A 20,321-nucleotide genomic window follows, 5' to 3' on the forward strand; every position below is an offset into this window, starting at 1 on the left:
GGGAAGCGCCGGTGATCGGGGTCACAGATCGGCCGCGCGGCCTGCTGACCACCTTCGACTTTCTGGCTCGGTCCGAGGCGTGCGTTCAATATCAGGATGCCTATGCGGCACGCCATCCCCGCTCTGTCCCGGTGCCTGCTTCTCGGCAATTGAGTGTCCTGCGAATGCGTGCGGAGCCCTTACCGCCGTCCGGTGACGCAGCCGTTACCAAGGATCGACACGGCCTGACCGCAGCAGGACCCGCCGACTGGGACGAACTGCGAGACTGCCGGCGGGTGTCCAGTCCTGGTGTCTGTCGGATATACCTCGCGCCACTGGGCACCTTTCGGTCGTACCTACCTGGGCACGTTCCGCGGCTCCCTTGGTCAACGGTCCGAACGAGAGCGCCATCGAGGGTGCCGCCACCCGCTGGCTGCCCAGGTGTCCGCGCCTACCTGTCCTGTCCAGACACGCTGGACACCAGCCGTGTCCGGCGGCAGCCGGCCAAACGGCAGGCGGCTGACCGGGGCCTGACTGGCGGCGGTGGCCGCTGGCCGCCCCGGGCGGTGTTGCCCGCGCTGAGCGCGGCGGTGGGCGTCCTGGTCCTCGGCGGACCCGGAGTTCCATCCGCACCGAGCGGCACCGCCTTCGTGGCCGAGCGGGAGACCGCCGAGGGGAGTGGATCGAGGCGGACCTCGCCCGATTGCATCCGGCCGGCCGGATGAGGCGCGTTGACGAGGTGGCGGATGCCGTGGCGTACCTGCTCGCGGCGAGCTTTGTGAACGGGTTGACCCTGCCAGTCGACGGGGGACGGGCGGTGCTCGGCCTCGACCCGGAGGCCAGCTGATCCGCCGGCTCGACAGCACGCGAGCTCGCCATAGCACGGCGGCGCATGATCAGGCGATTGTCCACAGGGGCCTGCCTTGTCCACAGGCCGTGACCGTCGGCCTGCCGCCCCGGCCCTTCGCTTCCTAGCCTCGCGTCGTGTCACAGGACGAGGAGACGATGGTGCGGCAGCGGCTGTTCCGCATGCTCGGGGCGGCGCCGTCGGAGGGCGGGACATCACGTCTCCGGCCGACCACGCCGGGACGCACCGACCCGGCTCCCCTGTCCGCGTCGGGGTCGTTCGCCGAGCCGGAGGCGCCGCCGGTCCGGCCGGGCCTTCCGGTGCATTCCGCCTCCGAGAAATCCTTTCCCTGGACGTCGGCCGGAAAGGTCGACCACGGAGTGCCGGTACCGGACGAGGACGCTCCTCCCGTCGCCCCGGCGTCGCGGCTGCCCGGGCCCGGCGCCTTCGATCCGGGTCGCCGCGGCGTACGGGCGCTGGCGGCCGTCGCGGTGGTCGTGGTGCTCGGGGCCGGCTTCTGGGCCTGGCGGTCCCGGCCGCAGGCCGAGCCGGTCCGCCCGGTGTCGCCGGTGTCCGCGCCCGACCCGTCCGCCGCTCCCGAGGCGACCGGGACCCCCTCCGGCGAACTGGTCGTCGCGGTCGCCGGCAAGGTACGCCGCCCCGGCCTGGTCCGGGTGCCGGCCGGCGCGCGGGTCGCCGACGCGGTGCAGGCCGCCGGCGGTGCCCTCCCCGGCGTGGATGTGGCCCTGCTGAACCCGGCCCGCAAGGTGGCCGACGGGGAGCTGATCCTGGTCGGGGTCGCCACGCCGCCCGGCCAGCCCGGCGCCGCCGCGCCACCGGCCGCCGGTGCCGCGCCCGCCCTGGGCGGCCTGGTCAACCTCAACACGGCGACGCTGGCGCAGCTCGACGGGCTGCCCGGGGTCGGGCCGGTGCTCGCCCAGCGGATCCTGACCCACCGTGACCAGCACGGCGGGTTCCGCTCGGTCGGTGACCTGCGCCAGGTCGAGGGCATCGGTGACACCCGCTACGAGCAGCTCAAGGACCTGGTGACGGTGTGAGGCCGACGGTGGACGGTGCCGGCGGCACGTCGGCTCGGGTTGGTAGGTCCGCGTCCGGCGTGGCCGCAAGCGGGGCCAGGCCGGATCGTGCGGGTGGATCTGCGGCCGACGTGGCCGGGGGAGGGCCGGATCGTGCCGCTGGGGCCGCAACCGGACCGGACCAGGGTGGTGGGTCGGCCCCCGGCGTGGAGGCGGCCGGTGATCCGCCGGACCTGCGGCTCGCCGGCCTGGCGGTGGCGGCGTGGCTCGCCGCGCTGGCCTGCCTGCACCTCACCGCGCCGACGGCGGCGCTGCTGGCGGCCGCCGCGGCAGGTCTCGCCGCCCTGGTGGTCGGGCACCTGCTCGGCGTGCTCGGCCGTCCCGCCGGCACCGCCCGCCGCTACGGCTGGATCGTCGTGGCGGTGCTGATCGGGGTGGTCTGTGGCGCCAGCGCCACCGCCGCCCGGCTGCACGTCCGCGACGCCGCCCCGCTGCGCGCGCTGGTCGACGAGCGGGTCCGGGTCACCGCCGAGCTGGTGGTCCGCGACGATCCCCGCCCGGTCCGCGGCGCTCCCGGCCGGCCGGCGACCCTGCTGGTGGCCGCCGAGCTGACCCGCCTCACCGGCCCCGACGGCCGGCGGGTGAGCGCCCCGGTGCGGATGCTGGTGCTGGCCACCGACCCGGCCTGGCGAGGGCGGCTGCCGGGGCAGCGGGTGACCGCCGAGGGGCGGTTGACCGCGCCGCGCGGGGGAGACCTGACCGCCGCCGTGCTGATCGTGCCGGGCCCGCCGGTGGCGCACGGGCCACCGCCGTGGCTCCAGCGCGCCGCCGGTACGCTCCGCGCCGGCCTGCAACGGGCCTGCGCCCCGCTTCCCGACGAGCAGGGCGGCCTGCTCCCCGGACTGATCGTGGGGGACACGAGCCGGCTGCCGGCCACGGTGGAGGAGGACTTCCAGGCCACCGGGATGACACATCTCAACGCGGTCTCCGGCTCCAACGTGGCCATCGTGGTCGGCGCGGTGCTGCTCCTGGTGCGCTGGGCCCGGGCCGGCCCGGGGGCGGCGGCGGTGCTCTGCGGGCTGGCCCTGGTCGGCTTCGTGGTCCTGGTCCGCCCGTCGCCGAGCGTGGTGCGGGCCGCCACCATGGGTGCGATCGGGCTGGCAGCGCTGGCCGCCGGGCGGCCCCGGGCGGCGCTGCCCGCGCTGAGTGCCGCGGTGGGCGTCCTGGTCATGGTCGACCCGGACCTGGCCGGGGACGCCGGGTTCGCGCTCTCCGTGCTGGCCACGGGTGGGTTGCTGCTGCTGGCGCCGAGGTGGCGGGACGCGCTGCGCCGGCGGGGTGTGCCGGCCGGGCTGGCCGAGGCGTTGGCCGTCCCGGCGGCGGCGCAGCTCGCCTGCGGGCCGGTGGTGGCCGGCATCTCCGGCACGGTGAGCCTGGTCGCGGTGCCGGCGAACCTGCTGGTGGTGCCGGCCATCGCGCCGGCCACGGTGCTCGGGGTGCTGGCTGCCGTCGTGTCCCCGGTCTGGCCGGCCGGCGCGGAGTTCGCCGCCTGGCTGGCGAGCTGGCCGGCCTGGTGGCTGGTGACCGTGGCCCGGGTCGGCGCCCGGTTGCCGGCCGGCACGGTGCCCTGGCCCGGTGGGGTGCCGGGCGCGCTGCTGCTGGCCGGGCTGACGGTGGCGCTGCTGCTCGCCACGCGGCGGCCGGTGGTACGTCGGCTGGTGGCGGTCGGCACCGCCGCGGTGATCCTCGGCACCCTCCCGGTCCGGATCCTCGCCAGCGGGTGGCCGCCGGCCGGCTGGGTGGTCGTCGGCTGCGCGGTTGGCCAGGGCGACGCGCTGGTGCTGCCGGTGGCGGCCGGTCGCGCCGTGGTGGTCGACGCCGGCCCGGAGCCGTCCGCCGTGGACGGCTGCCTGCGCCGGCTCGGCGTACGGGAGGTGTCGCTGCTGGTGGTGAGCCACTTCCACGCCGACCACGTGGGCGGCGTGGACGGGGTCTTCCGGGGCCGGCGGGTGGCCGAGGTGCTCACCCCGGGGCTTGCCGAGCCGGAGGCCGGGCGTGACCTGGTGGCTGCCGCCGCGGCCGGAGCCGCCGTGCTGCGAGCGGCGCCGGCAGGCTGGTCGTACCGGGCGGGCGGGTTGGAGCTGGTCGCGCTCGGTCCGCCGTACCCGTTGCACGGCACCCGGTCCGACCCGAACAACAACTCCCTGGTGCTGCGCGCCACCGTGGCCGGGGTGCGCATCCTGCTCGCCGGGGACGCCGAGACAGAGGAACAGCGGGCCCTGCTGGACCGGATGCCGCCCGACGCCCTGCGCGCCGAGGTGCTCAAGGTCGCCCACCACGGCAGCGCGTACCAGGATCCGGCCTTTTTCGACGCCGTCCGGCCCGCCGTCGCGCTGGTCGAGGTCGGCGTCGACAACGACTACGGGCACCCCAGCCCGTCGGTGCTGGCCCGGCTGGCCCGGGGCGGTGTCCGGGTGTTGCGTACCGACACGGACGGGGACGTGGCGGTGGTGACCGGCCGGCACGGTCTGGCGGTGGTGACGCGGGGCATCGCGCCGGGACGCCGGTGAACGGAATCGGTGGCCACGGGATCGAGCCGCATTGTCGGGGTCGGCCCGGTAATCGATGCAAATGTCGGGATTTGCGCTGCGTGCGGGGTCCGCCGTCACAGCCGCCGATGAGCAGGCACGATCCCGCTGTGGAGCGTGCCAAGATGGGCCACGTGACCGCCGCCAGCCTCGCTCCCATCCTGCTCGTCCTCGGCGACGAGGAGCTGCTCGCCACGCGCGCGGTGAGCGAAGCCGTGGCGATGGCCCGTAGCGTCGACCCCGACGTGGACGTCCGGGAGTACCAGGCGGGGTCCCTCACGGTCGGCGAGATCGACGAGATGCTCAGCCCGTCGCTCTTCGGCGGGCGCCGGGTGCTGGTGCTGCGGGCCGGCCACGACGCCCGCAAGGACCTCGTGGCCGCGCTGCTCGCGTACGCGAAGAGTCCCGACCCGGACGTCCAGCTGGTGGTGCTGCACCTGGGCGGGGCCAAGGGCAAGGCGTTCGCCGACGGCCTGAAGGCGGCCGGTGCCACCGTGGTGCCCGCGATGAAGCTCAAGGGGCACCGCGACCGGGTCGCGTTCGTGCGGGACGAGATCCGCCGGGGCGGCGGCAGGTGCACCGAGGACGCGGCCGAGGCGTTGATCGCCGCCGTCGGCGGGGACCTGCGGGAGCTGGCCGCCGCCTGCTCCCAGCTGATCGCCGACACCGACGGGCGGATCGGCGCGGACACCGTTGCCCGGTACTACCGCGGCCGGGTCGAGGTGAGCGGCTTCACCGTCGCCGACGCGACCATGATCGGTGACGTTCCGGCGGCGCTGGAGGCGCTGCGCTGGGCCCTGCACGTCGGGGTCGACCCGGTGCCGATCGCCGACGCCCTCGCCGACGGGGTTCGCACCGTGGCCCGGGTCGCCGCCGCCGGCCGGGGCGACCCGTACCAGCTGGCCAGCACCCTCGGCATGCCCCCCTGGAAGATCAAGAACGCGCAGCAACGGGCCCGGGGCTGGACCCCGGAGGGCCTGGTCGAGGCGATGCGGGCGGCCGCCGAGTGCAACGCGGCGGTCAAGGGCGGCGCGGACGACCGGGCGTACGCGTTGGAGAAGGCGGTCTTCTCCGTCGCCGCCGCCCGGCGGGGCGGCGCCCGGTGACCGGCCTCACCCGGACGGCGTGGAGCACCGTGCCCAGGGAGGAGGAGCGGCACCGAGCGCTCTACGCCCGGGCGCTCGGACTGCGCGTCGTCGACCCGGGTGGGGTGCTCTGCTTCCTCTTCTTCGAAGGCGTGGTGGCGCTCGCTGTGCTGCTTGCCCTGGCCGAGCTGGTCAGCTGGTGGGCCGTGGTGGTGCTGCCCGCCGCCGTGGCACTGATGGTCAAGCTCAACGACATGGTGGCCGAGCAGGTGGTGCGCTCGGCGGCACTGGTGCCGGAGCAGGAGCGGGACCGGTTCCGGCGGCAGATGGAGCCGGTGGTCGGCCGGGTACGGGTGCCCCGGACCGTGCCGGGCGTGGTGGTCGCCGCCGAACCGGCGCCGGCCCCGGCGGGGCAGCGGCGGGACGGGACGCAGGCGTGGCGGTCCGGGGCCACCCGCTGGCCCGCCGGCACGGACGGCGATCCCGCCGACCGACCCTGACCCGTCCCATGGTCGTCGGCGTCCGCGACCGTGATCGACTCCGCTCGCGCGATGTTGCGGTGTCCGTGCCATCGCGACGCCGCCACCTGCCGTAGACGGGGTGGACCATGCGGCGGAAGGCGGACAGCCTGAAGCCCCGGGCGACGCCCGGGGCTTCAGGTCAGGTCTGAGGTCGCTCGGTCAGGCCGAGAGCGAGCCGACGCGCTTGGCGATCGCCGACTTCCGGTTCGCCGCCTGGTTGGAGTGGATGACGCCCTTGCTGGCGGCCTTGTCCAGCTTGCGGGCCGCGTCACGCATGAGAACGGTGGCCTTCTCGGCGTCACCGGCCTCCGCAGCCTCGTTGAACTTCCGGATGGCGGTCTTCAGCGACGACTTGACCGACTTGTTGCGCAGCCGGCGCTTCTCGTTCTGCCGGTTGCGCTTGATCTGGGACTTGATGTTCGCCACGCGACAGCCTCGTCTTGATAGCTCGGTTTGGTCTGCTTCCGCACGCGACGAGCAGGCGTCATCGCTGCGCGAAGAGCCAGGTTACCAGGTCGGCCGGGACGAGCCAAAACGACTCAGCTCCAGCCCCGCCGGGCGGCCAGCCAGCGCAGCGCCTGCTCCCCGCTGAACCGCTGGTGCGCCCGCAGGTGCGGGGAGACCGGCGGCGCGGGTCTCGGGGCCGGCGGGGCCGGGGGCGGGCCGGTGGCGGCGGAGGTGAGGTAGTAGCCAGCCAGCGCGGCCAGCGTCACGTCGAGGGCGTCCGGCGGGGCGTCGGCCGTGGCCGGATGGCCGGCGAAGATCGTGTCCACGGGCCGGCCGCTGGCGTACCCGGTGATCAGCAGGCCGGCCAGGTCGAACCAGGCGGGGCCGTGGCAGAGCCAGTTCCAGTCGCAGAACCAGGCCCGGCCGCCGGCGTCGAGCAGCACGTTGTCCACCCGCAGGTCGCCGTGGACCAGGCCGCGGCCGGTGGCGGCGTACCCGGGCAGTCGGGACTCCAGCGCGACCAGCTCGGGCAGCCGGTCGCGCGCCGCAGCTGGCATCGGTGGCGCCGGTTCGCGGCCGGCGGCGACCTCGCCCCACCAGAGGATGTCGTCGCGGGCCAGGTCGGCCAGGCGGGGCAGCCCGAGGGCGACCAGGCCGGCGGGCGGATCGGCCAGCGCGGTGGCCAGCTCGGCGTACCCGGCGAGGACGGCGTCCAGCTCGGCCGGGTCCCAGGGCAGCCGGGGCGTGCGGCCGTCGAGGGCGTCCAGGCCGAGCGCGTACCAGCCGGACGCGGTCAGCGCCCAGCCCGGGCGGGGGACCGGCAGGCCGGCCGGGAGCCGGGCGAGGACCGCCGCCTCCCGGGCGTACCAGTCGGCGAGGTGCCGCTGGTGGGTCAGGTCGGCGGCCTTGACGAAGACCTGGCCGCCGTCGGCGGCCGTCAGCAGGGCGGCGAACCCGCCGGTGAAGCCGGCCCCCGCGGTACGCGCCGACACCACCGGCGCGCCGAGCCGGGTGACCACCGCGTCGCGCAGCCCGGCCGGCAGCGCCGACCAGTCCGGTCGGACGGCGGTGGCGTGGTACGGCACCGGGGGCGGCGAGATCGCGGGCACCCCACCATGCTGCCCTGCCGGTGCGTGCGCGCCCATCCGACGCGTCCCCGTCGTCGGCGAGGCGGTGGACTCCGCCGTCCGCCGGTACCCGCGACTCGCCGCGCTGTTCCCGCTGCCGGCTCGCGGCCGGGAGTGGGTCTGGGAGACTGCCAGGCCATGAGGACCGACGACTTCTGGCAGCTGATCGACCAGGCCCGCGCGGGTGGCGGGGGAGAGCCCGACGCGGTCGCCGCCCGCGCCGTCGCCCTGCTGGCCGAGCGGGACCCGAAGGACATCGTCGGGTACGCGCGCCACCAGCAGCGGGTGCTGTCCGCCTCCTACCAGGTCGACCTCTGGGGCGCGGCCTACCTGATCAACGGGGGCGCCTCCGACGACGGCTTCGAGTACTTCCGTGGCTGGCTGATGACCCAGGGCCGGGCGGTGTTCGCCCGGGCGGTCGGTGACCCCGACTCCCTGGCGGAGCTGCCCCGGGTGCGGGCCGCCGCGCTCAGCGGCGAGGAGTTCGAGTGCGAGGACATGCTGGCGGTGCCGTGGGAGGCGCACCGGAAGGCGACCGCGACTGAGTTGCCGGCGGAGCGGGACCCGGTCGTCGCGCCCGACCTCAACGACTTCTGGGACTTCGACGACGAGGACGAGGCACGGCGTCGGCTGCCCCGACTCGCGGCGCTCTTCGTCGAGCCGCCCGAGGAGTGACCCGGCCCGGCCGGGGAAGGCGGCGGCGGAGCACCGGACCGTGAGCCGCGGCACCCAGGAGTGATCGGAGCGCGTCCGGAGCGACGTGGGAGCATAGAGGGGGCCGGCGCGCGCCGGCCCGCTCACGTCAGCCGACCAGAACGGACCGCTGTGCCACCGACGCTCGATCCCGGCGCGAACGCTCCTGGTGCCACCGACCCGGCGCGCATCAGGAACTTCTGCATCATCGCCCACATCGACCACGGGAAGTCGACCCTGGCCGACCGGATGTTGCAGCTCACCGGCGTGGTCGACCCCCGGCAGATGCGCGCGCAGTATCTCGACCGGATGGACATCGAGCGCGAGCGTGGCATCACCATCAAGAGCCAGGCCGTCCGGATGCCGTGGACCATCCGGGAGGGCGAGCGGGCCGGCGAGCAGGCCGTGCTCAACATGATCGACACCCCGGGCCACGTCGACTTCACCTACGAGGTGTCCCGCTCGCTGGCCGCCTGCGAGGGCGCGATCCTGCTGGTCGACGCCGCGCAGGGCATCGAGGCGCAGACGCTGGCCAACCTGTACCTGGCGCTCGAGAACGACCTGCACGTCATCCCGGTGCTCAACAAGATCGACCTGCCGGCCGCCCAGCCGGAGAAGTACGCCGAGGAGCTGGCCCACCTGATCGGCGGCGACCCGGCGGACTGCATCAAGGTCTCCGGCAAGACCGGCGAGGGCGTGCCGTACCTGCTCGACGAGATCGTCCGACAGTTCCAGCCGCCGGTGGGCGACGCCGACGCGCCCGCCCGGGCGATGATCTTCGACTCGGTGTACGACGTCTACCGGGGCGTGGTCACCTACGTCCGGGTGATCGACGGGCGGATCAGTGCCCGCGACCGGATCAAGATGATGTCCACCGCCGCGGTGCACGAGCTGCTGGAGATCGGCGTCATCTCGCCCGAGATGGTGAAGGCCGACGCGCTCGGCGTCGGCGAGGTGGGTTACCTGATCACCGGCGTGAAGGACGTCCGGCAGTCCCGGGTCGGTGACACGGTGACCATCAACTCGCGGCCGGCGACCAAGGCCCTGGGCGGGTACAAGGACCCGAAGCCGATGGTCTACTCCGGGCTCTACCCGATCGACGGCTCCGACTACCCCAACCTGCGCGAGGCGCTGGACAAGCTCAAGCTCAACGACGCCGCGCTCGACTACGAGCCGGAGACCTCCGGCGCGCTCGGCTTCGGCTTCCGCTGCGGCTTCCTCGGCCTGCTGCACCTGGAGATCATCCGGGAGCGGCTGGAGCGCGAGTACAACCTCGACCTGATCTCCACCGCGCCGAACGTGGTCTACCGGGCCATCACCGAGGACGGCCAGGAGCTCGTGGTGACCAACCCGAGCGAGTACCCCACCGGCAAGATCGCCGAGGTGTACGAGCCGGTCGTGCGCGCCACCGTGCTCACCCCGACCGACTACGTCGGCGCTGTGATGGAGCTCTGCCAGGGCCGCCGGGGCAGCCTGCTCGGCATGGACTACCTCTCCGCCGACCGGGTGGAGCTGCGCTACACGCTGCCCCTCGCGGAGATCATCTTCGACTTCTTCGACCAGTTGAAGAGCCGCACCAAGGGTTACGCGTCGCTGGACTACGAGCCCTCCGGCGAGCAGGCGTCCGACCTGGTCAAGGTCGACATCCTGCTGCACGGCGAGCCGGTGGACGCGTTCAGCGCGATCGTGCACAAGGACAAGGCGTACAACTACGGGGTCACCATCGCGGCGAAGCTGCGCAGCCTGATCCCGCGCCAGCAGTTCGAGGTGCCGATCCAGGCCGCCATCGGCAGCCGGGTGATCGCCCGGGAGACCATCCGGGCGATCCGCAAGGACGTGCTCGCCAAGTGCTACGGCGGTGACATCAGTCGTAAGCGCAAGCTGCTGGAGAAGCAGAAGGAAGGCAAGAAGCGGATGAAGATGGTCGGCCGGGTGGAGGTCCCCCAGGAGGCCTTCATCGCCGCGCTCTCCTCCGACTCCGGGGACGGCAAGGCGCCCGGCAAGAAGTAGCGCCCGCCGCCGCGACGGCCACGGCCGGCACCCCCCGACAGGTGGGTGCCGGCCGTTTCGCGTGCGCGCTCCCACGTCGTACCCGGGAATTCTCCGGCGGCCGGGCGGCCCTGCCCGGTGGTCGCCGTACGCGCCCTGAGCGGCGGGGTTGCTCGTCCCTGGTGGCAATGGACGCGGGGGCGCGCATCGACGGGCGGCGACCGCTGTTCCGCTGAATCGGTTTGGATTTTCGGACGGTCGGGAATTTAGCGGTCACGACAGGAACCACACACCGTGTGACTCATCTTCAGAAGGAGGACGGTCGTGGAGCTCACCGTCTGGGGCATCATCACCGCTATCGTCGTCGGTCTCATCGTCGGCGCTCTGGGCCGCCTGGTCGTGCCGGGCCGCCAGGACATGCCGATCTGGCTGCACATGCTGATCGGTGTCGGCGCCGCCCTGCTGGGCACCGTGCTGGCTCGCGCGATCGGCATCGCGACGGAGACCGCCGGCATCGACTGGATGGAGCTGCTGGTCCAGGTCGTGCTCGCCGCCATCGGCGTGGCCCTGGTGTCCGGCGTGGGTCGCCACCGCGGCGTCACCCACCGGTAATCCCGCACCGCACGCACGCTCAGCGGGCGCCCGTACCCCCTCGGGGACGGGCGCCCGCTCGCGTCCGCGCCGGGAATTCGCGTACGCCTGCCGCCTCGGCGCTGTTCACCCTGCCGGGCTCCCGTCAGGGCAGCACGCTCGCGCCGGCCTGCGCGACGATCTGCTGCAGCGCGGCGACGTGCCCGTCGAACGCGCCGCGTCCGCGCCGGCTCAGCTTGACCGAGGTGCGCGGCCGCTTGCCGACGAAGCTCTTGCGCACCTCGACGTAGTCGGCCTGCTCCAAGGTGGAGAGCTGCTTGGACAGCGCCGAGTCGGAGAGGCCGAGCTGCTCGCGCAGGTAGCGGAACTCGGCCCACTCGGTGGCGGCGAGCAGGCTCACCAGGGAGAGTCGGGTCGGCGCGTGGATCAGCTCGTCGAACCGGGGTGCGGTCACCGGCCACCGCCGATCGGCCGGGCGGTCATCACGCCGCGAAGGTACCCCATCAGCGATTGCCCGGTGGCGGTCATCGCACCCGCCGTGGCCGCCGCGCCGATGGTCGCCGGCCAGGCCAGTCCCGCCGACTCCGCTGCGAACCCGGTGACCAGGCCGAGGGCGACCAGGCCGAGCGCGTAGCCCACGATGGCGACCGCCCCGCGGACCCCGATCAGGGAGTTGCGCACCTGGGCGCGGTGCCGCAGCGCGACCCGGGCGACCAGGGCGCCGAGGCCCAGGGCATACCCGACCGATCCGACCGCGACCACCCACGGCCGGTGGGTCTCGACGGCGGCGGTGAAGGCGACCATGAGGCCGCCCAGGGCGGGCCAGTACCAGCCGGGGACGAGGGCGGCGGTGACTGCCTGGTCCCGGCGGGCGTGGATCTCGGCCAGCGCGTCGGCGGCGGCCGCGGGGGAGACGGCGGGTTCGGACACGGCGTTCTCCTTGAGAGTGAGGCGAGTACTTGCCTATAAGGAAAGTAAACAACTTGCTTTCCTTGTAGGCAAGTACTTTCCGGGGAAGCCGTCACCCGAGTAACCGACTAGGCTGACGGCCATGACGGGCAGGCTGGCGGCGGTGAACCTCGGCGTGGTGACCGAGGCGGAGTGGGCGGGCGACGTGAGCGGCCGCAGCGGCATCGACAAGCGGCCGGTCGACGGCGCGGTGCTGTTGCGCGCCGACGGGGTGACCGGAGACTTCATCGGCGAACGCGCCCACCACGGCGGCCCCGACCAGGCGGTCTACGCGTACGCGGCGGAGGACGCCGAGTGGTGGTCGGCCGAGCTGGGGCGCACCGTCCCGCCCGGCGGGTTCGGCGAGAACCTGACCACCTGGGCGGTGGACGTGACCGGGGCGGTCATCGGCGAGCAGTGGGCGATCGGCTCGGCGGTGCTCCAGGTGACCAAGCCGCGCACCCCGTGCACCACCTTCGCCGGCTTCTGGGGCGTACCCGACCTGATCAGGCGGTTCACGGTGCGGGCGGCGCCCGGGGCGTACCTGCGGGTGCTGCGCGAGGGCGAGGTCGGCGCGGGCGACCCGGTCGAGGTGGTGGACCGCCCGGCGCACGGGGTCACCATCGGCGAGGTGTTCCGGGCGACGAGCCTCGAACCGGAGTTGCTGCCCCGGCTGCTCGACGCCGCCGAGCTGCCGGAGCCGATCCTGGCGAAGGTGCGCCGCCGGGTGGCGGGCAGCCGCCCCTGACCCGGTCGCCGTCCGCGCGGCGGGCGGCCGGGGTCACCCCTCGGCGAAGACCTCCGCCAACACCTGGGCGTCGGCGGGACGGCCGTCGGACACCTTGGCCCAGGTGCCCTCCTCGGCGGTCCACTCCAGGTTGGCGAAGCGGACCCGCTTCACGCCGTGGTCGGGCGCGTGCGACACCAGCCAGTGGGCGTACCGCCAGCCGTCGCGACGGTCGGCGGCGGGCACGGTGAGCCCGGTCAGTGCGGCGACCGTGCCGGTGCCCGTCAGGCCCCAGTCCAGGGTCAGGCCGCGGGTCAGCGCGGCCGCGGCGGCCTCGCCCCGCATCGCCGGCGTCCGGCCCACCGTGCAGGCCACGGCGCCGGTCGCCTCGCCGAGCAGGGCCCGGGTCAGCACCTCGGACTCGTCCGCCCACTTCTGGTACGCCGTCGGGAAGGCCGACCGCTGGACCGCCTGGGCCGCGTCGGTGACCCGCATCGTCTCCCAGCCGCGCACCTTCTTCAGTGCGGCGTAGAACCGGTTCGCCGCGTACCGCTGGTCGCGGATCTGCTCCGGGGTGCCCCAGCCCTGGCTGGGTCGCTGCTGGAACAGGCCGACCGAGTCCCGGTCGCCGCCGGCGAGGTTGCGCAGGCCGGACTCCTGGTACGCGGTGGCCAGGGCCACCACCACCGCCCGCTCGGGCATCTGCCGCTGGATGCCGATCGCCGCGATGGTCGCCGCGTTCGCCATCTGGTCGGCGTCCAGCACCACCGTGCCGTCGGCCTGGACGGTGCAGGTGCGGCTGGCGACGGGGAGCCGGAGCTGTCCACCGAGCTGGCGGACGACGACCCAGACCCCGAGAAGGGCGACGACCGCGAACACGACACCGGCTGCCACTATTGCCCTGGTTCGCACCCGCACCTCCTGTCTCACGGTCCACACCAGCGTACGTCTCCGAAACGCGAGCCGGGTCGGCCGACCGGTTCACGTTCCCGGGATAAAAGGAAGAAAACCGCCCGAGGTGGGCGCTACCGTGCCTGCTCTGCCGGACCACCGTCCAGAGCGGCCACCCATCGAGCAGATCGCTTCTCGCGGAAGGCCAGCACTCCCTCGCGGCCCTCCTCGGAGAGGAAGTAGCCGGTGGAGAGGGCGGACAGCTCGGCGATCTCGCCGCGCAGGTCGGTGGCGGCCGGGCGGCGCAGCAGTTCCTTCGCGCCGGTCAGCGCCCGCGGCGCCCCCCGTACCAGCGAGGCGCACCAGCGCTCCACCGCCGCGTCCAGCCCGTCCGCCGGGACGGCCGCGGTCACCAGGCCGATCTCGGCGGCCCGCCGGCCGTCGAAGATGTCCCCGGTCAGGTACAGCTCGGCCGCCGCGCGCGGGTGCAACCGGGGCAGCACGGTGGCGGAGATGACCGCGGGAATCACCCCGATCCGCACCTCGGTGAAGGCGAACGTCGCCTCCTGCGCGCAAACCGCCAGGTCGGCGGCCGCGATCAGGCCCAGCCCGCCGGCCCGGGCCGGCCCGGCCACCCTCGCCAGCACCGGCTTCGGGCACTCCCAGACCGCTGCCAGCACGTCGCCCAGCATCCCGGCCGGCACGGTCCCGCTGGCGTACGCGGCGGACGTCTCCTTCAGGTCCGCGCCCGAGCAGAAGACCGGCCCGGTGTGGTCCAGCACGATCACCCGTACGGCGTCGTCGGCGACCGCCGCGGCGATCCCGGCCAGCAGCTCGGTCATCAGGGGAGTGGAGAGCGCGTTGCGGTTGTGCGGGCTGTCCAGGGTGAGGGTGGTCACCCCACGGGCCGTGGCGACCCGCACGAGGCGGTCGGGAGACGTCATGCCGGGCACACTAGTGGCCATGCCCGGCGTCCTTCCAGAAGGCGAGACCGTCCCCGTCGACGGGTCGCTGCCCGCCACCGCCCTGAGCGCGGTCGGCGCGCGCGGCTTCGGCGTGTACGTCCACGTGCCGTTCTGCGCCAGCCGCTGCGGGTACTGCGACTTCAACACCTACACCGCCGCTGAGCTCGGCGGCGGCGCCGACCGGGAGTCGTACGCCGACACCGTCCTGGCCGAGCTGGCGCTGGCCGCCCGGGTCCTCGGCGACACCCCGCCGCCGCGGGTGGACACCGTCTTCGTCGGCGGCGGCACGCCCACCCTGCTCCCCGCCGACGACCTGGCCCGCATCCTGGACGGCATCGACCGCACCTGGGGGCTGGCCGCCGACGTCGAGGTGACCACCGAGGCCAACCCCGAGTCGGTCACCCCGCAGTCGTTGCGCACGCTGCGGACGGCCGGGTACACCCGGATCTCGCTGGGCATGCAGTCCGCCGCGCCCGGGGTGCTGGCGATCCTCGACCGGAAGCACAGCGCCGGCCGGGCCACCGCCGCCGCACTGGAGGCCCGCGACGCCGGGTTCGACCACGTCAACCTGGATCTGATCTACGGCACGCCGGGGGAGCGCGCGGAGGACTTCGCCGCCTCACTCGACCAGGTGGTCGCCGCCGGGGTGGACCACGTCAGCGCGTACGCCCTGATCGTGGAGGACGGCACCCGGCTCGCCGCCCGGATGCGGCGCGGCGAGCTGCCGTACCCCTCGGACGACGTGGCCGCGGACCGGTACCTGGCCGCGGAGGCCGCCCTCGGCGCGGCCGGCTTCTCCTGGTACGAGGTCTCCAACTGGGCCCGCTCCGAGGCGGCCCGGTGCCGGCACAACCTGCTCTACTGGACCGGCGCGGACTGGTGGGGCCTCGGCCCGGGGGCGCACAGCCACGTCGGCGGGGTGCGCTGGTGGAACGTCAAGCACCCCACGGCGTACGCGAAGCGCCTGGCCGCCGGGGAGTCACCCGGCCTGGCCCGGGAGGTGCTGAGCGCCGACGAGGCGCACATGGAGGACGTCATGCTCCGGCTGCGGCTCGCTTCGGGGCTGCCGCTGGACGCCCTCGACCCGGCGGGCCGGGCGGGTGCCGAGCGGGCGCTGGCCGACGGCCTGCTGGCCGGCCCGGAGTACGCGGCCGGCCGCGCCGTGCTCACCCTGCGCGGCCGGCTGCTCGCCGACGCCGTGGTACGGGACCTGCTGCCCTGACCTGCCGCGGGCCGGCCGGCCCACGCGGGCCGGCCGGGACCGGTCACTTCTTGAAGGCGTAGCTCATCGGGTAGCGGTAGACCACACCCTCGGTGGCCTTCACGCCGCCGATGATGCCGAAGATGATCGGCACCAGGGCGGTCAGCAGCGGGATGAAGAAGAGGATCCCGCAGGTGATGATGGCCAGGACGAAGCCGATGGCGCTGGCGATCGCCCAGGTGATCTGGAAGTTCAGCGAGGCCGTCGCGTGCGCCTGCACGGTGGGCGACTGCTGACCCTTGGCGGAGAGCGCGATCAGCGGCGCCACCCAGCCGAGCAGACTGCCGCCGACGATCACGCCGACCGGGCCGCCGAAGTGCGCGATCAGCGACCAGGTCTTGTCGTCGTTGGTGGCGTAGCCGCCGCCGGGAGCGCCGTATCCGCCGGCGGTCGGATAGCCGACGCCCGGCGCGGAGTAGCCGCCCGGCGGGGGGTAGCCGCCCGACGGCGGTTGGCCACCGGTGGGTGGCGGATAGCCGCCGGGCGGGGGATAGCCGCCCGCGGCCGGTGCCCCGGACAGTGGTGCGGTGGGCGGCTCGTACGACGAGCCGGAGGGGGCGGTCGGGTCCGGCCGGTCGCCGGGGTCCCCCGCTCCGGGAGGGCGAGGTGGTTCAGTCATGGATGTCACGGTAGGGGCTGGTGGCAAGGGTGCACCAGAGCGACATCGCGCGGGATGTCCGGCTGTTCGGCCCTGTCGCCGCACCGGTGGTCTGTCGCTGATCATCGCGCTGGCGGGGGCGCCGACGTAGACTGGCACTCGCTACAGTCGAGTGCCAGTGCGCTCGCCCGGGGCGGGCCAGCTGCCCCGGGCCGACCTGCGTCAGGAGGTGGAGATGGGTCTCGACGACCGCAAGCTCGCCGTGCTGCGCGCGATCGTCGAGGACTACGTCGCCACGCAGGAGCCGGTCGGCAGCAAGGCCCTGGTCGAGCGGCACCAGCTCGGCGTCTCCCCGGCGACGGTGCGCAACGACATGGCCGTGCTGGAGGAGGAGGGCTACATCCGGCAGCCGCACACCAGTGCCGGCCGGGTGCCCACCGACCGTGGCTACCGCCTCTTCGTCGACCGGCTCTCCCGGGTCAAGCCGCTGAGCCCGGCCGAACGCCGGGCGATCGAGCGCTTTCTGGTCGGCGCGGTCGACCTGGACGACGTGGTGCACCGCACCGTCCGGCTGCTGGCCCAGCTGACCCGGCAGGTCGCCGTGGTGCAGTACCCCAGCCTGGCCCGTTCGTCGGTACGCCACCTGGAGCTGGTGCCGATCTCCACCACCCGGCTGATGCTGGTCATGATCGCCGACACCGGCCGGGTCGAGCAGCGGCTGGTGGAGCTGCCCGCGCCGATCCCCGCCGACCACGTCACCGACCTGCGCCGGCTGGTCAACGAGAAGCTGGTCGGCAGCCGGCTGTCGGAGACCCCGCCGCTGGTCCAGGCGCTGGTCGACGAGTCCGCCCCGCACCTGCGCGGGGCGATGACCACGCTCTCCACGGTGCTGCTGGAGACGCTGGTCGAACGGCACGAGGAGCGCATCGCGCTGGCCGGCACCGCCAACCTGACCCGGGGCGGCCTGCTCGACTTCCAGGGCTCGCTTCGCCCCATCCTCGAGGCGCTCGAGGAGGAGGTGGTGCTGCTCAAGCTCATCGGCGAGGCCGAGCCGAGCACCACCCGGGTGCTGATCGGCGACGAGAACGAGATCGACAACCTGCGGGCCGCCTCGGTGGTCAGCACCGGGTACGGCCCGGGCGCGACCATCGTCGGCGGCCTGGGCGTGCTCGGACCCACCCGGATGGACTACCCCGGCACCATCGCCACGGTGAGGGCCGTGGCACGCTACGTGGGCGAGCTGCTGGCCCAGAACTGACCCAGGGCAGGGGCCGGTGGCCGGCTCCGGCCGACGACCGCGCAACGCGAGACGAACATGAGGACACCGAACGCAGTGGCCAGGGACTACTACGGCATTCTCGGCGTGAGCCGGGAGGCCTCCGACGACGAGATCAAGCGCGCCTATCGCAAGCTGGCGCGGCAGTTCCACCCGGACGTCAATCCGGACCCGGAGGCACAGGAGAAGTTCAAGGACATCAACGCCGCGTACGAGGTCCTATCGGACGACCGGAAGCGGCAGATCGTCGACCTCGGCGGCGACCCGCTCGCCCCGGGTGGCGGCGGCGCCGGCCCGGGCGGTCCCGGCGGGGCGGGCCCGTTCGTCGGTTTCCAGGACATCATGGACGCGTTCTTCGGCGGTGCCGCGGGCGGCGCCCGGGGGCCGCGGTCACGCACCCGGCCGGGCGCCGACGCGATCCTGCGGCTGGAGCTGGACCTGCACGAGACCGCGTTCGGCGTCGAGGCGCCGATCACCGTGGACACCGCGGTGCTCTGCACCACCTGCTCGGGCGCCGGCACCGCGGCCGGCACCCACCTGGCCACCTGCGAGGCGTGCGGCGGCCGGGGCGAGGTGCAGTCGGTGCAGCGCACCTTCCTCGGCCAGGTGGTCTCCGCTCGCCCCTGCACCGTCTGCCAGGGGTACGGCACCACCATCCCGCACCCCTGCCCGACCTGCGCCGGGGACGGCCGGGTGCGCACCCGCCGCTCGCTGACCGTCAAGATCCCCGCCGGGGTCGAGGACGGCATGCGGATCCGGCTGGCCCAGCAGGGCGAGGTGGGCCCGGGTGGCGGCACCGCCGGCGATCTCTACGTGGAGATCCACGAGCGGCCGCACGACGTGTACTCCCGCAAGGGCGACGACCTGCACTGCCGGGTCACCGTGCCGATGACCGCCGCCGCCCTCGGCACCCGGCTGACCATCAAGACGCTGGACAGCGAGGAGACGGTCGACGTCAAGGCCGGCACCCAGCCGGGCAGCACGCTGCGGCTGCGCGCCCGGGGCGTGCCGCACCTGCGCGGCACCGGCCGGGGTGACCTCTACGTCCACCTCGACGTGCGGACCCCGGCCAAGCTCGACGCCGACCAGGAGCGGATGCTGCGCGACTTCGCCAAGACCCGGGGCGAGGAGGTCGCCGAGCTGACCAAGCAGGGCGGCTTCTTCTCCCGGATGCGCGACGCCTTCAACGGGCACGCCTGACGTGTCCGCGCCGCTGTTCCTGGTCGAGGCGCTGCCCACCGGCGACACGCTGACCCTGGACGGCCCGGAGGGCCACCACGCGGCCACCGTGCAGCGGCTGCGCGTCGGCGAGGAACTGCTCCTCGCCGACGGTCGGGGCGGCACGGCCGCCGCGGTGGTCACCGCCGTCGGCCGGGGCACCCTCGACCTCGACGTCACCTCCCGGGGGTACGCCGACGCGCCCGTCCCCCGGATCGTGGTGGTGCAGGGCATCGCCAAGGGGGACCGGGGCGAGCTGGCCGTGCAGGCGATGACCGAGGTCGGGGTGGACGAGATCGTGCCCTGGGCGGCGTCCCGCTCGGTGACGCAGTGGCGCGGCGACCGGGGCGTACGGGCCCGGGACAAGTGGGTGGCGACCGCCCGGGAGGCGGCCAAGCAGGCCCGCCGGCCGTGGCTGCCGGTGGTGGCCGGCGCCCCGGACGAGTCCACCGCCACCGTGGTCCGGCGGATCACCGGGGCCGGTGCCGCGTTCGTGCTGCACGAGGAGGCCGAGGAGCGGCTGACCACCGTCGAGCTGCCCGGGACGGGCGAGGTCGTGCTGGTGGTCGGCCCCGAGGGCGGCATCGCCCCGGTCGAGCTGACCGCCTTCGCCGACGCGGGCGCCCGCCCGGTCCGGCTCGGCCCGTCCGTGCTGCGTACGTCCACGGCCGGCGTGGCCGCGCTGAGCGTGCTGGCCACCCGCCTCGGCCGCTGGTAGGCCGTCCCGCCGACAGGCCGGCACGCCGCCACGACGGTGTCGGCGCGCCGGTCAGGTGCGCAGGTACGACGCGCCGTTGAGGTCGACGATGGTGCCGGAGGCCCACTGGGCCTCGGGGCTGGCGAGCCAGTACACCGCGGCGGCGATCTCCTCCGGGCGGGCCACCCGGCCGAAGGGGCTCTGCGCCCGGATCGCGTCGCCCCGCTCGCCGGCCAGGTGCTCGGTCGTCATGTCGGTCGCCACGAACCCGGGCGCGACGGTGGCGACCGCGATGCCGTACGGGGCGAGCGCGACGGCGAGGGACTGGCCGAGCGCGTTCAGGCCGGCCTTGCTGGCGCCGTAGGCGGGCTGGTCCGGCTCGCCCCGGAAGGCGCCCCGGGAGGAGACGTTCACCACCCGGCCACCGCAGTCCCGCATGTGCTGGGCGGCGCACCAGGTGACGTTGGCCGCCCCGGTCAGGTTGGTCTCCAGCACCAGCCGCCACTGCCGCTGCCACTCGGCGTAGGAGGCGCCGAAGACCGGGTGCGGGGCGTCCCGCTCGCCGTACACCCCGGCGTTGTTGACCAGCACGTCCAGGCCGCCGAGCCGCGCCGCAGCCTCGTCCACCATGGCGCGGACCGCGTCGGGGTCGGTGAGGTCGGCGCGGACCACGACGTGCCCGTCGCCGGGGAGTGCGGCGCGGACCGCCTCGGCCGCCTCCGCCGAGTCCCGGTGGTGGATCGCCACCCGGTCCCCGCTCGCCGCGAACGCCCGCGCCACCGCGCGGCCGATGCCGCGCGAGGCCCCCGTCACCAGTACCGCCCGTGAAGTCACGC

The 20,321-nt window shown here is 74.4% G+C and carries 21 protein-coding genes; 13 read left to right on the forward strand and 8 right to left on the reverse strand.

What is annotated here, in order from left to right:
• Positions 1–700 precede the first annotated feature (700 nt).
• The 5 genes from ABZ807_RS20495 (at position 701) to ABZ807_RS20515 (ending at position 6,036) form a co-directional block, all read left to right on the forward strand.
• Entirely contained in the window at positions 701–826 is a 126-nt protein-coding gene (locus ABZ807_RS20495; protein WP_357160081.1) for a hypothetical protein, read from the forward strand.
• A gap of 137 nt (positions 827–963) precedes the next feature.
• The gene (locus ABZ807_RS20500; protein WP_357160084.1) at positions 964–1,884 is read left to right on the forward strand and encodes a helix-hairpin-helix domain-containing protein; all 921 of its coding nucleotides are present in this window, start codon (positions 964–966) and stop codon (positions 1,882–1,884) included.
• 185 nt (positions 1,885–2,069) lie between these two features.
• Positions 2,070–4,433 (forward strand): ComEC/Rec2 family competence protein, encoded by a 2,364-nt coding sequence (locus ABZ807_RS20505; RefSeq protein WP_357160087.1) that lies wholly within the window; start codon positions 2,070–2,072, stop codon positions 4,431–4,433.
• A gap of 143 nt (positions 4,434–4,576) precedes the next feature.
• Positions 4,577–5,557, forward strand: coding sequence for a DNA polymerase III subunit delta (gene holA, locus ABZ807_RS20510; protein WP_357160282.1), 981 nt, complete (start codon positions 4,577–4,579; stop codon positions 5,555–5,557).
• Entirely contained in the window at positions 5,554–6,036 is a 483-nt protein-coding gene (locus ABZ807_RS20515) for a hypothetical protein (protein WP_357160090.1), read from the forward strand. Before holA ends, ABZ807_RS20515 begins: the two co-directional genes overlap by 4 nt.
• Before the next feature lie 180 nt (positions 6,037–6,216).
• Here ABZ807_RS20515 and rpsT read toward each other — a convergent pair whose 3' ends face one another.
• Both rpsT and ABZ807_RS20525 read right to left on the reverse strand, forming a co-directional pair.
• Positions 6,217–6,483 (reverse strand): 30S ribosomal protein S20, encoded by a 267-nt coding sequence (gene rpsT, locus ABZ807_RS20520; protein WP_357160093.1) that lies wholly within the window; start codon positions 6,481–6,483, stop codon positions 6,217–6,219.
• Between the two features lie 113 nt (positions 6,484–6,596).
• Positions 6,597–7,649: a phosphotransferase gene (locus ABZ807_RS20525; protein ID WP_357160095.1), complete on the reverse strand. Its 1,053-nt coding sequence runs from the start codon at positions 7,647–7,649 to the stop codon at positions 6,597–6,599.
• Between the two features lie 120 nt (positions 7,650–7,769).
• Between ABZ807_RS20525 and ABZ807_RS20530 the strand changes: the two genes are divergently transcribed.
• The 3 genes from ABZ807_RS20530 (at position 7,770) to ABZ807_RS20540 (ending at position 10,925) form a co-directional block, all read left to right on the forward strand.
• Positions 7,770–8,306 carry a DUF4240 domain-containing protein gene (locus ABZ807_RS20530; protein WP_357160097.1) on the forward strand — a complete coding sequence of 179 codons (537 nt, stop codon included), beginning with the start codon at positions 7,770–7,772 and terminating at the stop codon, positions 8,304–8,306.
• Between the two features lie 150 nt (positions 8,307–8,456).
• Positions 8,457–10,334: a translation elongation factor 4 gene (gene lepA / locus ABZ807_RS20535; protein WP_357160099.1), complete on the forward strand. Its 1,878-nt coding sequence runs from the start codon at positions 8,457–8,459 to the stop codon at positions 10,332–10,334.
• Positions 10,335–10,637: 303 nt separating this feature from the next.
• Positions 10,638–10,925, forward strand: a complete 288-nt coding sequence (locus ABZ807_RS20540; RefSeq protein ID WP_357160102.1) for a GlsB/YeaQ/YmgE family stress response membrane protein — start codon at positions 10,638–10,640, stop codon at positions 10,923–10,925.
• Between the two features lie 124 nt (positions 10,926–11,049).
• On the opposite strand, the gene ABZ807_RS20545 is transcribed toward ABZ807_RS20540, so the two are convergent.
• Both ABZ807_RS20545 and ABZ807_RS20550 read right to left on the reverse strand, forming a co-directional pair.
• Positions 11,050–11,358: a transcriptional regulator gene (locus tag ABZ807_RS20545; protein WP_357160105.1), complete on the reverse strand. Its 309-nt coding sequence runs from the start codon at positions 11,356–11,358 to the stop codon at positions 11,050–11,052.
• Positions 11,355–11,834 (reverse strand): hypothetical protein, encoded by a 480-nt coding sequence (locus ABZ807_RS20550; protein WP_357160108.1) that lies wholly within the window; start codon positions 11,832–11,834, stop codon positions 11,355–11,357. Before ABZ807_RS20550 ends, ABZ807_RS20545 begins: the two co-directional genes overlap by 4 nt.
• Positions 11,835–11,955: 121 nt before the next feature.
• Between ABZ807_RS20550 and ABZ807_RS20555 the strand changes: the two genes are divergently transcribed.
• Positions 11,956–12,600: an MOSC domain-containing protein gene (locus ABZ807_RS20555; RefSeq protein ID WP_357160111.1), complete on the forward strand. Its 645-nt coding sequence runs from the start codon at positions 11,956–11,958 to the stop codon at positions 12,598–12,600.
• Positions 12,601–12,633: 33 nt separating this feature from the next.
• Here the strand turns inward: ABZ807_RS20555 and ABZ807_RS20560 are convergent, their stop codons facing one another.
• Positions 12,634–13,497, reverse strand: coding sequence for a hypothetical protein (locus ABZ807_RS20560; RefSeq protein WP_357160285.1), 864 nt, complete (start codon positions 13,495–13,497; stop codon positions 12,634–12,636).
• A gap of 107 nt (positions 13,498–13,604) precedes the next feature.
• Entirely contained in the window at positions 13,605–14,414 is an 810-nt protein-coding gene (locus ABZ807_RS20565; protein WP_357160114.1) for an enoyl-CoA hydratase-related protein, read from the reverse strand.
• 19 nt (positions 14,415–14,433) lie between these two features.
• Between ABZ807_RS20565 and hemW the strand changes: the two genes are divergently transcribed.
• Positions 14,434–15,657 carry a radical SAM family heme chaperone HemW gene (gene hemW, locus ABZ807_RS20570; protein ID WP_357160287.1) on the forward strand — a complete coding sequence of 408 codons (1,224 nt, stop codon included), beginning with the start codon at positions 14,434–14,436 and terminating at the stop codon, positions 15,655–15,657.
• A 43-nt stretch (positions 15,658–15,700) separates the two neighbouring features.
• Here hemW and ABZ807_RS20575 read toward each other — a convergent pair whose 3' ends face one another.
• Positions 15,701–16,315: a DUF4870 domain-containing protein gene (locus ABZ807_RS20575; protein WP_357160117.1), complete on the reverse strand. Its 615-nt coding sequence runs from the start codon at positions 16,313–16,315 to the stop codon at positions 15,701–15,703.
• A gap of 214 nt (positions 16,316–16,529) precedes the next feature.
• Between ABZ807_RS20575 and hrcA the strand changes: the two genes are divergently transcribed.
• The 3 genes from hrcA to ABZ807_RS20590 all read left to right on the forward strand — a co-directional run bounded on the left by hrcA (position 16,530) and on the right by ABZ807_RS20590 (position 19,506).
• Positions 16,530–17,552 (forward strand): heat-inducible transcriptional repressor HrcA, encoded by a 1,023-nt coding sequence (hrcA, locus tag ABZ807_RS20580; protein ID WP_154942492.1) that lies wholly within the window; start codon positions 16,530–16,532, stop codon positions 17,550–17,552.
• A gap of 75 nt (positions 17,553–17,627) precedes the next feature.
• On the forward strand, positions 17,628–18,770 hold the full coding sequence (dnaJ, locus tag ABZ807_RS20585; protein WP_357160290.1) for a molecular chaperone DnaJ: 1,143 nt from the start codon (positions 17,628–17,630) through the stop codon (positions 18,768–18,770).
• A 1-nt stretch (position 18,771) separates the two neighbouring features.
• The gene (locus ABZ807_RS20590; protein WP_357160120.1) at positions 18,772–19,506 is read left to right on the forward strand and encodes a 16S rRNA (uracil(1498)-N(3))-methyltransferase; all 735 of its coding nucleotides are present in this window, start codon (positions 18,772–18,774) and stop codon (positions 19,504–19,506) included.
• Between the two features lie 51 nt (positions 19,507–19,557).
• Here the strand turns inward: ABZ807_RS20590 and ABZ807_RS20595 are convergent, their stop codons facing one another.
• On the reverse strand, positions 19,558–20,319 hold the full coding sequence (locus ABZ807_RS20595; protein ID WP_357160123.1) for an SDR family oxidoreductase: 762 nt from the start codon (positions 20,317–20,319) through the stop codon (positions 19,558–19,560).
• Between the last annotated feature and the right edge of the window lie 2 nt (positions 20,320–20,321).

It is taken from the genome of Micromonospora sp. NPDC047548, from assembly GCF_040642975.1.
Classification (GTDB): Bacteria; Actinomycetota; Actinomycetes; order Mycobacteriales; family Micromonosporaceae; genus Micromonospora.